General features: G+C 67.8%; 13 protein-coding genes and 1 pseudogene. 7 read left to right on the top strand and 7 right to left on the bottom strand.

Annotated elements, in window-relative coordinates:
- From WAL33_RS17480 to WAL33_RS17460, 5 genes and pseudogenes are all read right to left on the bottom strand, one after another.
- Nucleotides 1-682: pseudogene (locus WAL33_RS17480) on the bottom strand (F0F1 ATP synthase subunit alpha); the annotation flags it as partial.
- A gap of 51 nt (nt 683-733) precedes the next feature.
- Complete coding sequence (locus WAL33_RS17475; RefSeq protein WP_422182795.1) at nt 734-1288, bottom strand: F0F1 ATP synthase subunit delta; 555 nt, start codon at nt 1286-1288, stop codon at nt 734-736.
- A 300-nt stretch (nt 1289-1588) separates the two neighbouring features.
- Nucleotides 1589-1840, bottom strand: a complete 252-nt coding sequence (locus tag WAL33_RS17470; RefSeq protein ID WP_422182794.1) for a hypothetical protein — start codon at nt 1838-1840, stop codon at nt 1589-1591.
- A 133-nt stretch (nt 1841-1973) separates the two neighbouring features.
- Complete coding sequence (locus WAL33_RS17465) at nt 1974-2309, bottom strand: CC_3452 family protein (RefSeq protein ID WP_422182793.1); 336 nt, start codon at nt 2307-2309, stop codon at nt 1974-1976.
- A 230-nt stretch (nt 2310-2539) separates the two neighbouring features.
- The gene (locus tag WAL33_RS17460; protein WP_422182792.1) at nt 2540-3733 is read right to left on the bottom strand and encodes an NAD(P)/FAD-dependent oxidoreductase; all 1194 of its coding nucleotides are present in this window, start codon (nt 3731-3733) and stop codon (nt 2540-2542) included.
- A 248-nt stretch (nt 3734-3981) separates the two neighbouring features.
- On the opposite strand from WAL33_RS17460, the gene WAL33_RS17455 reads away from it, so the two are divergent.
- The 4 genes from WAL33_RS17455 (at nt 3982) to WAL33_RS17440 (ending at nt 7652) form a co-directional block, all read left to right on the top strand.
- Nucleotides 3982-5280, top strand: a complete 1299-nt coding sequence (locus tag WAL33_RS17455) for an acyl-CoA dehydrogenase family protein (protein WP_422182791.1) — start codon at nt 3982-3984, stop codon at nt 5278-5280.
- A gap of 98 nt (nt 5281-5378) precedes the next feature.
- Nucleotides 5379-6023 carry a LemA family protein gene (locus tag WAL33_RS17450; RefSeq protein WP_422182790.1) on the top strand — a complete coding sequence of 215 codons (645 nt, stop codon included), beginning with the start codon at nt 5379-5381 and terminating at the stop codon, nt 6021-6023.
- A 112-nt stretch (nt 6024-6135) separates the two neighbouring features.
- Nucleotides 6136-6939, top strand: a complete 804-nt coding sequence (locus tag WAL33_RS17445; RefSeq protein ID WP_422182789.1) for a TPM domain-containing protein — start codon at nt 6136-6138, stop codon at nt 6937-6939.
- 11 nt (nt 6940-6950) lie between these two features.
- Nucleotides 6951-7652, top strand: coding sequence for a TPM domain-containing protein (locus tag WAL33_RS17440; RefSeq protein ID WP_422182788.1), 702 nt, complete (start codon nt 6951-6953; stop codon nt 7650-7652).
- 44 nt (nt 7653-7696) lie between these two features.
- Here WAL33_RS17440 and WAL33_RS17435 read toward each other — a convergent pair whose 3' ends face one another.
- A complete protein-coding gene (locus WAL33_RS17435) occupies nt 7697-10102 on the bottom strand; it encodes a TonB-dependent receptor (RefSeq protein ID WP_422182787.1) in 2406 nt (801 codons plus the stop codon).
- 333 nt (nt 10103-10435) lie between these two features.
- Between WAL33_RS17435 and WAL33_RS17430 the strand changes: the two genes are divergently transcribed.
- Both WAL33_RS17430 and WAL33_RS17425 read left to right on the top strand, forming a co-directional pair.
- A complete protein-coding gene (locus tag WAL33_RS17430; RefSeq protein ID WP_422182786.1) occupies nt 10436-11623 on the top strand; it encodes an acetyl-CoA C-acyltransferase in 1188 nt (395 codons plus the stop codon).
- 269 nt (nt 11624-11892) lie between these two features.
- Nucleotides 11893-12030: a hypothetical protein gene (locus WAL33_RS17425; protein WP_422182785.1), complete on the top strand. Its 138-nt coding sequence runs from the start codon at nt 11893-11895 to the stop codon at nt 12028-12030.
- On the opposite strand, the gene WAL33_RS17420 is transcribed toward WAL33_RS17425, so the two are convergent.
- A complete protein-coding gene (locus WAL33_RS17420) occupies nt 12027-12461 on the bottom strand; it encodes a hypothetical protein (RefSeq protein WP_422182784.1) in 435 nt (144 codons plus the stop codon). The genes WAL33_RS17425 and WAL33_RS17420 overlap by 4 nt on opposite strands.
- A gap of 46 nt (nt 12462-12507) precedes the next feature.
- On the opposite strand from WAL33_RS17420, the gene WAL33_RS17415 reads away from it, so the two are divergent.
- Nucleotides 12508-13276 (top strand): DNA cytosine methyltransferase (locus tag WAL33_RS17415; protein ID WP_422182783.1); only part of this gene is annotated, 769 nt, incomplete at its 3' end.

Genomic DNA, 13276 nt, shown 5'->3' with positions numbered 1-13276 from the left:
CCAGGGCGCCGTGCTCTTCGAGCGTCTTGACGATCTGGGCGACGGTCGAACGCTTCTGGCCGATGGCGACGTAGACGCAATAGAGCTTGGCGCTCTCGTCCTTGCCGGCGTTGGCGGCCTTCTGGTTCAGGATGGTGTCGATGGCGACGGCGGTTTTGCCGGTCTGACGGTCACCGATGATCAGCTCGCGCTGGCCGCGGCCGACGGGGATCAGGGTGTCGATCGACTTCAGGCCGGTCTGCACGGGCTCGTGCACCGACTTGCGCGGGATGATGCCCGGGGCCTTGACGTCGACGCGGCGACGCTCGGTCGAGATGATCGGGCCCTTGCCGTCGATCGGCTCGCCCAGCGGGTTGACGACGCGGCCCAGCAGGCCACGGCCGACCGGAACGTCGACGATCTCGCCCAGACGACGGACTTCGTCGCCTTCCTTGATGGCCTGGTCCTGGCCGAAGATCACGCAACCGACGTTGTCGCGCTCGAGGTTCAGGGCCATGCCCTTCACGCCGGCCTTGGGGAACTCGACCATTTCGCCGGCCTGGACATTGTCCAGACCATAGATGCGGGCGATGCCGTCACCGACGGACAGCACTTGGCCGACGTCCGAAACGGCGGCTTCTTCGCCGAAATTGGCGATCTGCGACTTGAGGATGGCCGAGATTTCGGCGGCGCGGATGTCCATGGCTGTCTTGGGCTCTCTGCGATTTTTATCTTTTGACGCGCTTATAGAGGTTTAGGCGCGCTTCAGGGCGAATTTCAGGGAATCGAGCTTCGAGCGGAGCGAAGCATCGAACAGGCGGGAGCCGACACGCACCTTGATGCCGCCCAGGATGGACGGATCGACGCGGGTCGAGAGTTCGGGGGTCTTGCCGACGGCGGTGGCGACCGCGGCCGACACGCCCTTCAATTGGGCGGCGGTCAGGGCCTTGGCGGTGACCACTTCGGCGGTCACGACGCCGCGATGAACGGCCGACAGCTCGACGAAGGCGGTGATCGCGCCCAGCAGGTCGCCGGCGCGGCCGTTGCTGGCCACCAGGCCCAGGAACTTGGCGGTCAGCAGTTGGAACTTGGCCTTGGCGGCCACGGCGGTCAGGCCCTTGGCCTTGTCCTCGGCCGAGAAGGCGGGGCTTTCGATCAGGCGGCGCAGGTCGGCGCTCTCGGCCGCCATGGCCCGCAGCGACTTCAGGTCGGCCTCGACCTTGGTCAGCTGGTTGCTCTCGATCGTCAGTTCGAACAGGGACTGCGCATAGCGCTGACCCGCATCCGTCGCCTTGGTTTCGTCCGCCACTTGTTCCGCCCGGTGCGTTGCAATCGCCGCGGACAAGAAGATTAACCCTCGTCCCGGCTTAAAGGCTTGAGCGCGCTCTAGAAAAGCGCATGGACGGCCGGCGCTGACGCGCTGCCCTGTCCGAAGCCGCGCGCCTGATAACACGCAGCCTTCGCAGTCGCAACCAAGGCCGATGCGTAAGGAGCGGCGTGGTTTCGGAAAAGCGATCGGCTAGAGCGCGATCAGCCGAAGTGGAGGCCGGTTCGGCGTCCGATCGCGCGCCCTTCGTCAAAAGAGCTAGAGATTTCCCTCGGGAAATCTCTAGCCTTGGGTGACCCTGCGGAACACCGCCGAGGCGGCGGCGACCAGAGTTCCGTCCTCGGCGCGGGCCTCGGCCTGGACGAAGACCAGGCTGCGGGTCGAGCGCTCGATCCAGGCCTTGCTGGCATGGACCCCACCCTTGAGGGAAGAGACGGCCGCGCCGTAGTCGACGGTCATCGAGGTGGGTTCGGCGTCGGGCCCGGCGATCTTGCGCAGGTCGTCTTCCAGAAGGGCGGCGAGGGAGGCGGTCATAAGGGTCCCATAGTCCGAACGCGGCCAAAGAAAAAGGGCGGCGGAACCAGCCCGCCGCCCCATCAGGCGAATGTTCGAGGAAACAGCCGGACGGGACAGGGAGCCCCAAAGCGTCCGGGTATAAGAGAGCGTGCTACTTCTGCGCCGTCTGCACGTCGGCCTTGGCCGAGACGTTGCAGCGGGTCAGGTCGTCGGCGTCCAGAGACTTGGTGTCGCCGCCGAAAGCCGAAACGCGGCCGACTTCCTTGGCCAGGGCCTTGCACGCCACGGCGGTCAGGGCCCGCGACGGGGCGGCGGTCGAAACGCATTCGGCGCCGTCGCAAACGAAGACCGCGCCACCGGCGACGACCTTGGTCTTGGCGGCGAGCGGGTTTTCCAGGGCGACGGCGATGCGGCCGTCCGCAAAGGCCGAACCGGCGAACAGGGAGACGGACAGGGCGGCGACAGCCGCCAGGGATTGGAGCTTCATAAGAAGGCCCTCCAGCGTAATCAGGGAGTGGGAACGATCGATGATCGGCGAAAAGCTGTACTGGTCGCTCCGACCCGGGGATGTCAGCATCGGTATCCCCACCGATGCTTCGGATCAGAACTAAGCACTGCTTAGATATCAGTGTTCGGAAATAGCGCAAGCGAAAACTATTTCGCATGAGCATTTTTTAATGAAACGCTTGTTTCACGCTCAGAGCGTTGAGCGTCGCCTTACACCTTTGCGTAGAGCGCGGCGATCGTCGCCACCGCGGTCTCGGCTTCCGCCCGGTCGGGCCGCTCCTCGGTCACGCCGTAGCCCCACATGTCGCTGTCGCCCACCTGCTGGACGACGATGCCGTCGGGCCGGGGCAGGACCGAGACATGACGGTAATAGAGTCCGTAGCGAACCTCGGGCTGCGGGGCGAGCCAGGTGATCTGGCCGCGCACCGGGGTGATGGTCTCGTCCTTCCAGAGGGCCCGCGCGCCATAGCCGGTGCAGTTGACCACCACCGGCTCCTTCAGCCGCGCCAGGTCGGCGGGGGTGTCGAAGGTCATGGTCACGATCTTGCCGCCCTCGGCCAGGAAGTCGCTGGTCAGCATGTGGGCCATCTCGGTGACGTTGAACTGCATCGAGATCCCGTGCCGCACGCGGCCCACCGGGAACGGGTGCGAGCCGGCGGGCAGATCGTGCGGGCTGGGCACGATGTCGCGCAGGCGATCGCCGTACTCGGCGAAACGCACCGGGCCTTCGACATGCTGGCGGGTCTCGTCGGCGCCGTCGAACAGGGTGTAGCGGTCGCTCCACGACACCGGCTCGCCGGGCAGGCCCAGCAGGGTCTGGTAGGTGGCGTACGAGGTGCGGGCCATCTCTTCCCACAGGGCCGGGAAGCCGGGCGCGACCTTGTCGGCGTCGGCGACGCGCGAGTCCGGCGACCAGGTGCCGGTGGCGCGGAACGAACGGGTCTGGGGCGTGCGCTCCTTGGCGTAGATCGTCACCTTGGCGCCGGCCCGTTGCAGCAGCAGCGCCGAGGTCAGGCCCAGGGCGCCGCAGCCGATCACCGCCACCTCCTTCGTCCCGCCCTCCAGCGCCTTGCCCGCGGCGATGGTGCTGGAGCCCCACGACAACGACCAGCCGCTGCCCCCGTGGCCGTAATTGTGGACCACGCGCTTGTCACCGACCGTCTCGACATCCAAGCGCGGTCCCGCGGCGCGGAACGGCCGCAGGCAGACGGTGATCTTGGTGATGCGGTCGGCGCTCATCCGCAGCGGGGCGAGCGGCGGAACCACGAAGGTCGGGCGGGCGGGGGCGATCAGGCCCGAACTCGCGCGCCCCGACGCGCCGACTTGGGTCACGCACCCGGCCAGGCTGCTCGCGCCCAGACCGCCCAACCCCGCCAGCACGGCCCGCCGGTTGCTCGTCCTCATCCGCGTCCCCATCCGCGTCATCGTCTCGCCCACGCGCGTTCCTCCGGTCATGCTCGCGCCCGGACCCTAACGGCCAGACCTTCACCACGCCAAGCCATGCAAGGTGAAGATCGCCGACGCGCGCGTCCTGCTCGCTGGGGAGGCAGCCTGGCCTGTGTTCCGTCACGTCAGACTTGGCGACGCCAAGGGGCGGTCCATACTCGCCGAACACGAGCCCTGAACGGGGTCAGCCATAGGGAGGCGCGGCCATGGATTTCAACCTGCCGGCGGAACTGACGGCCTATCTGGCGACGCTCGACGCGTTCATCGCCGACAAGATCGCGCCGCTGCAGGCCGAACATGACAACGAGCGCTTCTTCGACCACCGCCGCGAATGGGCCCGCACCGACTGGGACGGCGGCGGCCTGCCGCGCCGCGAGTGGGAGGAACTGCTGGGCAAGGCCCGGGGCATCGCCGACGCCGCCGGCCACTACCGCTTCGCCCTGCCCAAGGCGTACGGCGGCCAGGACGGCTCCAACCTCTGGATGGCGGTGATCCGCGAGCACCTGGCGGCCAAGGGCCTGGGGCTGTTCAACGACCTGCAGAACGAACATTCGATCGTCGGCAACAATCCGTTCGTGCTGATGATCCGCGACTTCGGCCGGCCCGACCAGCAGCACCTGATCGGCGACATGCTGGACCGCCACGCCTTTCGCCCGACCTTTGGCCTGACCGAACCCGAACACGGCTCGGACGCCACCTTCATGGAGACCCGGGCGGTGCGCGAGACGCACCAGGGCCAGAGCGGCTGGCGGATCGACGGCGAGAAGATGTGGACCACCGGCATGCACGCCGCCACCCACTGCGCCCTGTTCGCCCGCACCAGCGGCGAGGACGGCTCGGCGCGCGGGATCACCTGTTTCCTCGTGCCCGCCCATGCGCCCGGCGTGAAGATCGAGGAGTATCTGTGGACCTTCAACATGCCCACCGACCACCCCCGGGTCAGCTTCACGGGGGTGTGGGTCCCGGACGAGGCGATGTTCGGTCCGCTGGACGGGGGCCTGGCCCTGGCCCAGCACTTCGTGCACGAAAACCGCATCCGCCAGGCGGCCTCCAGCCTGGGCGCGGCGACCTTCTGCATAGAAGAGAGCATCAAGTACGCACGCGCGCGCAAGCCGTTCGGCAAGGCCCTGGCCGAGAACCAGGCGATCCAGTTCCCGATCGTCGAGCTGTCGACCCAGGCCGAGATGCTGCGCCTGCTGATCCGCAAGACCGCCTGGGAAATGGATCAGATGACCAAGCCGGAGGTCGAAAAGCGGCTCTCCGACAAGGTGTCGATGTGCAACTACTGGTCCAACCGCCTGGTCTGCGAGGCGGCCGACCGGGCCATGCAGGTGCACGGGGGCCTGGGCTATTCGCGCCACAAGCCGTTCGAGCACATCTACCGCCATCACCGCCGCTACCGGATCACCGAGGGCAGCGAGGAGATCCAGATGCGCAAGGTGGCCGCCTGGCTGTTCGGCTATGTGGGCCCGCGCAAGGCGGTTTTCGCCGCGCAGGGCCTCTGAAGGCCTCGCCGCGTTTGCATCGACGGGACCCTCGTCGTTACTGTGCGCCAAGCGGCGGGGCGACCCGCCGGATCCAATCAGGCCCGAAGGAACTCTCCATGCAGATGCTCCGAACCCTCACCCGTCTTGGCCCCGTGCTGGCCGCCGCGATCCTGCTGAGCGCGTGCGGGATCAACACCATCCCCACCCAGGACGAGGCGACCAAGACCGCCTGGGCCGAGGTGCAGAACCAGTATCAGCGGCGGGCCGACCTGATCCCCAACCTGGTGGCCACCGTGAAGGGCTATGCGGCTCAGGAAAAGAGCGTGCTGGTCGAGGTCACCGAGGCCCGGGCCAGCGCCACCCAGGTCAAGGTCGACGCCTCGACCATCACCGACCCGGCCCAGTTCCAGCAATACGCCGCCGCCCAGGACAAGCTGTCGGGCGTGCTGGGCCGGCTGATGATGATCCAGGAAAACTATCCGGAGCTGAAGTCGAACCAGAACTTCCTGGCCTTGCAGAGCCAGCTGGAGGGCACCGAGAACCGCATCGCGATCGCCCGGCGCGACTACAACGCCACCGCCCAGACCTACAACACGACCCTGCGCACCTTCCCCAGCATCCTCTGGGCCAAGACCGTGTACAGCGGCCAGAAGCCGGCCCAGCTGTTCCAGGCCACGGCCAGCGCCCAGTCGGCGCCCAGCGTCGACTTCAGCGCCCCGCCGGCTCCGGCGGCGAACGCCCAGCCCGCCCCGGCGAACTAGGGTGCTTTCCGTTTTCCTTTCATCCCGGCGAAAGCCGGGACCCAAGCCGAGCCTCCGACCCAAGCGTCGCGCCTCGATCGGCCCCGCCGCTTGGGTCCCGACTTTCGTCGGGATGAAGGGATTTGTGGGCGGTGTCCTCATGGCGCTGGCGTTGCTCTTCACCGCCCCCGCCCTGGCCGCCGGCCCGACCTTCCCGGCCCTGACAGGGCGCGTCGTCGACAACGCCGACATCCTGTCGCCCCAGGTCGAGGCCGAGCTGACGACCAAGCTGGAACACCTGGAAAAGACCACCGGCCGCCAACTGGTGGTGGCCACCGTGCCCGATCTGCAAGGCTATGAGATCGAGGACTACGGCTACCAGCTTGGCCGCGCCTGGGGCATCGGCCAGAAGGGGACCAACACCGGCGCCCTGCTGATCATCGCCCCGACCGAGCGCAAGGTCCGCATCGAGGTCGGCTACGGCCTGGAGCCGATCCTGACCGACGCCCTGTCCAGCGTCATCATCCAGACGACCATCCTGCCCCGATTCAAGGCCGGCGACCTGGAGGGCGGGATCACGGCCGGGACCGACGCGGTGATCCAGCAACTGGCCCTGCCCGACGAAGAGGCCAAGGCCAAGGCGAACATGGCGTTCAAGGTTTCGGAGGAAACCCGGCGCGACGCCGGCCCGCCGCTGGTTCTAGTCGTGCTGGTCCTGTTCATCGTCATCATGGTGCTCAGCCGGATCTTCCGCCGGCGCGGACGTCGTGGCGGGGGCGGCGGGCTGGGGGCGGCCCTGCCCTGGATCATCCTGAACGGCATGCTGAACAGCGGCCGAAGCGGCGGCGGCGGATGGGGCGGCGGTGGCGGTGGAGGCGGCGGCTTCTCCGGCGGCGGCGGCTCGTTCGGCGGCGGCGGCTCGTCCGGCAATTGGTAGGGGAACCGATGATGAAAACGCTGTCGCAAGCCGACCAGGACCGCATCGCCCAGGCCGTGGCCCAGGCCGAGAAGACCACCGCCGGCGAGATCCATTGCGTGCTGGCCCCCGAGGTCGGCGGCGATCGCGAGGACGCCATGGCGTGGGGCGCGGCGGCGGCCCTGCTGCTGCCGCCGATCGCCCTGTTCCTGGGCCTGCGCCTGGACCACCCCTTCCCGGGCTGGCCGCTGGCCCAATGGCAGGCCGCCCACGGCGCCCTGGCCGACCTGACGATGCGCACGGCGGTCTCGAACTACATCACCCTGCAGGCCCTGGTGTTCATCATCACCGCCCTGGTGGTCTCGATCCCGCCGATCCGCCGCCTGATCACGCCGCGCCCCCTGAAGGCGGCGCGGGTCAAGCGGGCGGCCGTCGCCCACTTCCTGGCCCAGGGCATGCACCTGACCCGGAACCGCACCGGCGTCCTGATCTTCGCCGCCCTGGCCGAGCACCGGGTCGAGGTGATCGCCGACGAAGGCATCCACGCCGCCGCGCCCACCGCGGTGTGGGACGAGGTGGTGAGCGACTTGGTGGCGGGACTTAAGAGCGGCCGGATCGCCGACGGCTTCGTGGCCGCCATCACCCGGACCGGCGCGGTCCTGGCCGCCCACGTCCCGCCGCGCCCCGGCGACGCCAACGAACTGCCCGACGGCCTGACCATTCTGCCGCGCTGAAGGGCGGCCGGCTTGCCGGTCGCCCTCCTGTCCAAGGCTCGCGCCTAGAACGACTTGCGCACCGTCATGCCGATCGTGCGGGGCTGACCGATCGTGTAGCCCAGTCGCGCCCGGCCGCCGCGCTCGCGGTCGAACGACAGCAGGGTGTTCTCGTCGGTCAGGTTGTTGACGTAGGCGATGACGTCCAGGCCGCTGTCCATCTGCAGGCCTGCGCTGAGATTGATGATCTCGTAGCGGGGCAGCAGCAGGTCCATGACCGTGGCGTCATTGCCCGAAGCCCCGCCGAACGGCAGGCCCGAGACGAAGGCGCGAGGATTGTCCTCCTGGTCGCTGGCCTGGGTGTAGCGGTTGCCGACATGCTGGAACGAGGCGGTGACGTAGCCGTCCATCTTGTCGGTCAGGGTCCGGGTGTAGGTGAGATTGAGCGAGACCTGGAACCTCGGCACCGACGGCAGGCGGTTGCCTTCGCGGATGCCGCCGATCACCGCCCCCGTGCCGTCACGCACGGTGGAGTCGAACTCGGCCTCCAGCAGGCTTCCCGAGAGGCTGAGGTCGAAGCCCGGCGCCAGACGGGCCGAAAGCTCGCCCTCGACGCCCATGGTGTGGGCCTTGGGCACGTTGAACACCACGCGCGAGGAGCACGAGCCGGCGTCCAGCGTGGTCTGCAGGTTCTTGATGTCGGTGTAGAAGACAGCGCCGTTGAGGGTGAAGCCGCCGAACCGCGACTTCATGCCGCCTTCGTAGTTCCACAGCGTCTCGTCGTCATAGGACTGGAAACCGCCGAAGATCGCCGCGTCCTGCGGCGAGCACAGCGGGATGTTCAGCGGGTCGTTGACCCCGCCCAGCCGGAAGCCCTTGGAGGCCTGGGCGTTGAAGGTCAGGGTCGGGCTGGCCTTGTAGCTGACCAGCAGGCGGGGCGTGAACCCGTCGGACGAGGTCTCGTCGGTCTGGTCGTCGCCGTTGGCGAACAGGCCGCCGGAGGTGAAGCGGCGGTCTTCGCTGAAATCGTAATAGCGGCCGCCGGCCGTGATGGTCAGCTTGTCGATTTCGTAACTGGCCTCGCCGAACACCGCCTTCTGCTTGATGTTGTAAGGCAGCGAGGCGTTGTAGGGCGAATTGGCCGGGAAGCCGTTGGCTACGGAAGCCGAGGTGCCCGCCCCCAGGGCGGCGTCCGCATAGGTGTCATAGCCGGGGGTGGGCAGGCGCTGGTTATAGACCCGGTCGACCTTCGAGTAGAACGCGCCGACAACCCACTGGAACGGGCTGTCGCTGTCCGAGCCCAGCCGCACTTCCTGGGTGAACTGCTCGAGGTCGGTGGTGTCGACCAGCTTGGACGGCAAGATGACCGCCGCGCTCGGGAAGCCCAGATCCACCGACACGCTGCCGGACAGGGCGCTGGCGTCGCGGTTCACGTCGATCTTGCGGTCGACATAGCTGGTGACCGAGGTCAGCTCGAAGCCTTCGAAACCGAACGACGCGGTCAGGTCGCCCAGGAAGGTCTTGTCGCTGAAGCTCTCGTCCAGCAGCAGGTACTGCTCGCGCTCGCCCATCGAGATCTTCGGCCGGGTGGTGGTGAACGGGTTGGCGAACAGGCTGAACGCCTCCTGGCGATTGAAGCCGCCGGCCTTGATCTCCTGATAGACCAGACGCGGGGTGATGCTGATGGTCTCGGTCGGCTGGACCAGCAACGAGACCCGGCCGCCGCGGCGGTGGCCGTCGTTGACGTTGTCCTTGCGCGCGCCGCCCTCGCCCAGGGCGTCGACGAAGCCGGCATATTCGGTGTCGTAGCCGACGATCCGCAGGGCGGCCTTGTCCGACAGCGGCAGGTTGACCGCGCCCTTGACGTAGCCGCCGACGTCGCCGCCCTTCAGGGTGTTGATGTTGGCCTCGACCAAGCCCTCGTGAAGGCCCAGCTTGGGCTGGTTGGTGATGTAGCGGATGGTGCCGCCGACCGAGCCCGAGCCGAACAGCGTGCCTTGCGGACCCCGCAGGGTCTCGACCCGGTTCAGGTCGAACAGGTCGACGTCGGGCGTGAACAGCGACAGCGAGATCACCGACTCGTCGAGATAGACCCCGACCTGCTCCTTCACGCCCGGCTGGTCGCGGACCACCTGGCCGGCCGAGACGCCGCGCACCGACACCTGGCTCTGGCCGGGGCCGAGGTTCTGGATCGTCAGGCTGGCGACGTTGCGCGACAGGTCTTCCAGGGTCACCGCGCCCGACTTCTGGATATCGGCCTGGGTCTGGGCGTTGATCGAGAACGGCACGTCCAGGATGGTCGCATCGCGCTTGGTGGCGGTGACGATCAGTTCGTCGACGGTGTTGGACTGTTGTTGGGCGAAGGCGACCCCCGGCATGAGGATCGGCGGCAGGGCGATCGACGCCGCCAAGGCGGTCGCGGCCAGCAAGGCGTGCCGGCGATGGACTGGATTGTGAGTCAAAGAGCGCATGAATTCCTCCCGCTTACGTTTCCGGCGGCCATTTGATTATAATTATCGACCACAACCTAAGCGTTCTTGCTCGAATCAACGAAAGTCAACGCCAAACCAAAACGTGGCGTCGACGCACGGATCTTTCTGAAGCCGCGTGGATTGCGGGCAACAATGTCCCGACTTTTCTTCAAGAGGACGTTGAGGAATGCTCAAGCTACAAAGCTCTTTCCTGGCAAGCATTGCTGCAGGGGCGAACCGGTCCGCTTTACGTTCGCGTGACCTTTCGCGAGCGGAAATCCCGGTCTAGGGTGGCCGCCAATTCAAACTAACGTTTAACGGGGAGTGCGCCCTATGCGCGAAGCGGTCATCGTCTCTTACGCCCGGACCGGTCTGGCCAAGTCAGTCCGTGGCGGGTTCAACAACACCCACGGCGCGGCCATGGCCGGCCACGCCATCCAGCACGCCGTGTCGCGCGCCGGCCTCGAAGGCGGCGAAGTCGAAGACGTGGCCTTGGGCTGCGGCGGCCCCGAAGGCGCCACCGGCATGAACGTCGCCCGCAACGCCGCCATGTGGGCCGGCCTGCCGGTGACCGTCTCGGGCCAGACCATCAACCGCTTCTGCTCGTCGGGCCTGCAGGCCATCGCCACGGCGGCCAACTATGTCCGCAACGACGGCGCCAATGTCGCCATCGGCGGCGGCGTCGAGTCGATCTCGCTGGTGAACGCCGGCGGCCACATGAACCGCTTCCACATCACCGAAGAAAAGTTGATGAAGACCCATCCGGCTCTGTGGATGGCGATGATCGACACCGCCGACATCGTGGCCAAGCGCTACAATGTCAGCCGCGAATATCAGGACGAATACGCTCTGCGCAGCCAGCAGCGGATCGCCGCCGCCCAAGCCGCAGGCCTGTTCAAGGACGAGATCGTGCCGATGGCCACCAAGATGAAGGTGGTCAACAAGGAAACCAAGGAAGAGAGCTTCGTCGACTATGTGGTCGACAAGGACGAGTGCAATCGTCCCGACACCACCCTGGAAGGCCTGGCCAGCCTGAAGCCGGTCATGGGCGAGGGCAATTTCGTCACCGCCGGCAACGCCAGCCAGCTGTCGGACGGCGCCGCCGCCGTGGTGATCATGGACGCCAAGGAAGCCGCCCGTCGCGGTCTCGAGCCCCTGGGCCTGTTCAAGGGCTTCGCCGTCGCCGGCTGCGAGCCCGACGAGATGGGCATCGGCCCGGTGTTCGCCGTGCCGCGCCTGCTGGAGCGCCACGGCCTGAAGGTCGACGACATCGACCTGTGGGAGCTGAACGAGGCGTTCGCGTCGCAGTGCCTCTACAGCCGCGACCGCCTGGGCATCGATCCGGAGAAGTACAACGTCAACGGCGGCTCCATCGCCATCGGCCACCCGTTCGGCATGACCGGCGCCCGCTGCGCCGGCCACATCCTGCTGGAAGGCAAGCGCCGCAAGGCCAAGCTGGGCGTGGTGACCATGTGCATCGGCGGCGGCATGGGCGCGGCCGGATTGTTCGAGATCTTCTGATTTCGAACAAGCCGGACAACGGCGCCCATCACTCAGCGCTGAAATCGCTCTGGCGATTTCGGCGCGGCGCCGCCGGATTGATCGACGACATCGCATCGGAAAAGGCGGGCCTCACGGCTCGCCTTTTTCTTTGCCGCCCTCTTCCGATGAGACCGACGAACCACGATCTGTGAATTTCGGGGCGCGCCTCTTGAACACGGCCAAACCGCAACCATCTCTGTTGCCAATAGACCGCCGCTCGGCGGAATGCTCACTCAGGACCCGCCGCCATGGCCTCCACGATCAAGGCCCTCTTCGCCCTCGCCACCGTCGCCGCCGTTTCGATCGGCCTGCTGCTGCCCGTCCCCGGCGTGCATCAGGACCTCGATGCGCGCGGCCACTACGAACTGATGGACGTCGGCCACTAGGGCTTGGGCTGGGCCTGCAGGTCCAGCGGCGCCGAGGCGCAGCCCCGCAGGGTCTGGCCGTTGATCGTCACCTCGGCGCTGTAGTCGTATCGCCGGTCCGACATGCCGTCCGAGCACGGCTCGGGCCTCAGCCTGAACACCAGACCGCCCACGCCCCAAACCCCCACGTCGCCCTCCACGCGGACGCCGGTGTTCTCCGCGCTGACGTCCGGCTGATCGGACCGCGACAGGGTCAGGCCGTCGCTCTGGATCCGTCCGCCCCAGAACGGCTCCGTGCCGATCAGCTGGAAATCGCCGGAGAAGTCCGGGCCCGGCGGGGCCGAGGCCGGCGCGTCGGCGGGCGCGCTCGACGCCCCTGCGGAGGCGCCCATCGGTGCCTCGCCGCAGGCTGAAAGCAGCAGGATCAAACAGGCGGCGGCGGAACGAAGCATGGCGGCGCTATCCCTGGCGTGGCGGCTCACGCTAGACTCGCTTGCGATGAATCGGAACGCCCCTCCTTCCTTCTACGAATTCTTCGCCGGCGGCGGGATGGCGCGCCTGGGCCTGGGGCAGGCCTGGACCTGCGCCTTCGCCAACGACTTCGACCCGGTCAAGGCCGCGACCTATCGCGACAACTACGCCGATGCGGCCTCTCATTTCCACGAGGGCGACGTCTGGCGGATTGCGCCGGCCGATCTGCCCGGCCAGGCTGACCTGGCCTGGGCCTCCAGTCCTTGCCAGGACTTCAGCCTGGCCGGCGCCCGCGCGGGCCTGCAGGGCGGCCGGTCCTCGGCCTTCTTCGGCTTCTGGAAGCTGATGGAGGCGCTGAGCGCCGAGGGCCGCGGCCCCGACACGGTGGTGGTCGAGAACGTCGTGGGCCTGCTGACCTCGCACGGCGGCGCCGACTTCACCGCCCTGTGCCGGGCCCTGGCCGAGCAGGGCTACCGCTTCGGCGCGCTCGAGATCGACGCCGCCCGCTTCGTCCCGCAGTCCCGTCCCCGGGTGTTCGTGATCGCCACCCGTCTGCCTGTCGACGCGCTGGCGGGGGCCAGCCCCTTCCAGACCCGCGCCGTGCGCGAGGCCCACGCCCGCCTGCCCGCCGAACTGCAAACCGCCTGGACCTGGTGGGGCCTCCAGGCCCCGCCCGTCCGCAACACCGACCTGGCCGCCCTGCTCGAACCGGACGACCAGGTCGCCTGGCGCGCCGAGCATGACACCGCCGCCCTGCTGAACCTGATGGCCCCGCTCCACCGCGCCGCCGTCGAGG

It is taken from the genome of Caulobacter sp., from assembly GCF_049283275.1.
GTDB lineage: Bacteria > Pseudomonadota > Alphaproteobacteria > Caulobacterales > Caulobacteraceae > Caulobacter.
This window is presented reverse-complemented; position numbering and strand designations above follow the sequence as displayed.

Excerpts from the sequence above, each read along its gene's own strand:
- WAL33_RS17470 (WP_422182794.1), bottom strand. The coding sequence starts at position 1,840 with ATGACCGCCTCCCTCGCCGCCCTTCTGGAAGACGACCTGCGCAAGATC.
- WAL33_RS17465 (WP_422182793.1), bottom strand. The coding sequence starts at position 2,309 with ATGAAGCTCCAATCCCTGGCGGCTGTCGCCGCCCTGTCCGTCTCCCTG.
- WAL33_RS17460 (WP_422182792.1), bottom strand. The coding sequence starts at position 3,733 with ATGAGGACGAGCAACCGGCGGGCCGTGCTGGCGGGGTTGGGCGGTCTG.
- WAL33_RS17455 (WP_422182791.1), top strand. The coding sequence starts at position 3,982 with ATGGATTTCAACCTGCCGGCGGAACTGACGGCCTATCTGGCGACGCTC.
- WAL33_RS17450 (WP_422182790.1), top strand. The coding sequence starts at position 5,379 with ATGCAGATGCTCCGAACCCTCACCCGTCTTGGCCCCGTGCTGGCCGCC.
- WAL33_RS17445 (WP_422182789.1), top strand. The coding sequence starts at position 6,136 with ATGAAGGGATTTGTGGGCGGTGTCCTCATGGCGCTGGCGTTGCTCTTC.
- WAL33_RS17440 (WP_422182788.1), top strand. The coding sequence starts at position 6,951 with ATGAAAACGCTGTCGCAAGCCGACCAGGACCGCATCGCCCAGGCCGTG.
- WAL33_RS17435 (WP_422182787.1), bottom strand. The coding sequence starts at position 10,102 with ATGCGCTCTTTGACTCACAATCCAGTCCATCGCCGGCACGCCTTGCTG.
- WAL33_RS17430 (WP_422182786.1), top strand. The coding sequence starts at position 10,436 with ATGCGCGAAGCGGTCATCGTCTCTTACGCCCGGACCGGTCTGGCCAAG.
- WAL33_RS17425 (WP_422182785.1), top strand. The coding sequence starts at position 11,893 with ATGGCCTCCACGATCAAGGCCCTCTTCGCCCTCGCCACCGTCGCCGCC.
- WAL33_RS17420 (WP_422182784.1), bottom strand. The coding sequence starts at position 12,461 with ATGCTTCGTTCCGCCGCCGCCTGTTTGATCCTGCTGCTTTCAGCCTGC.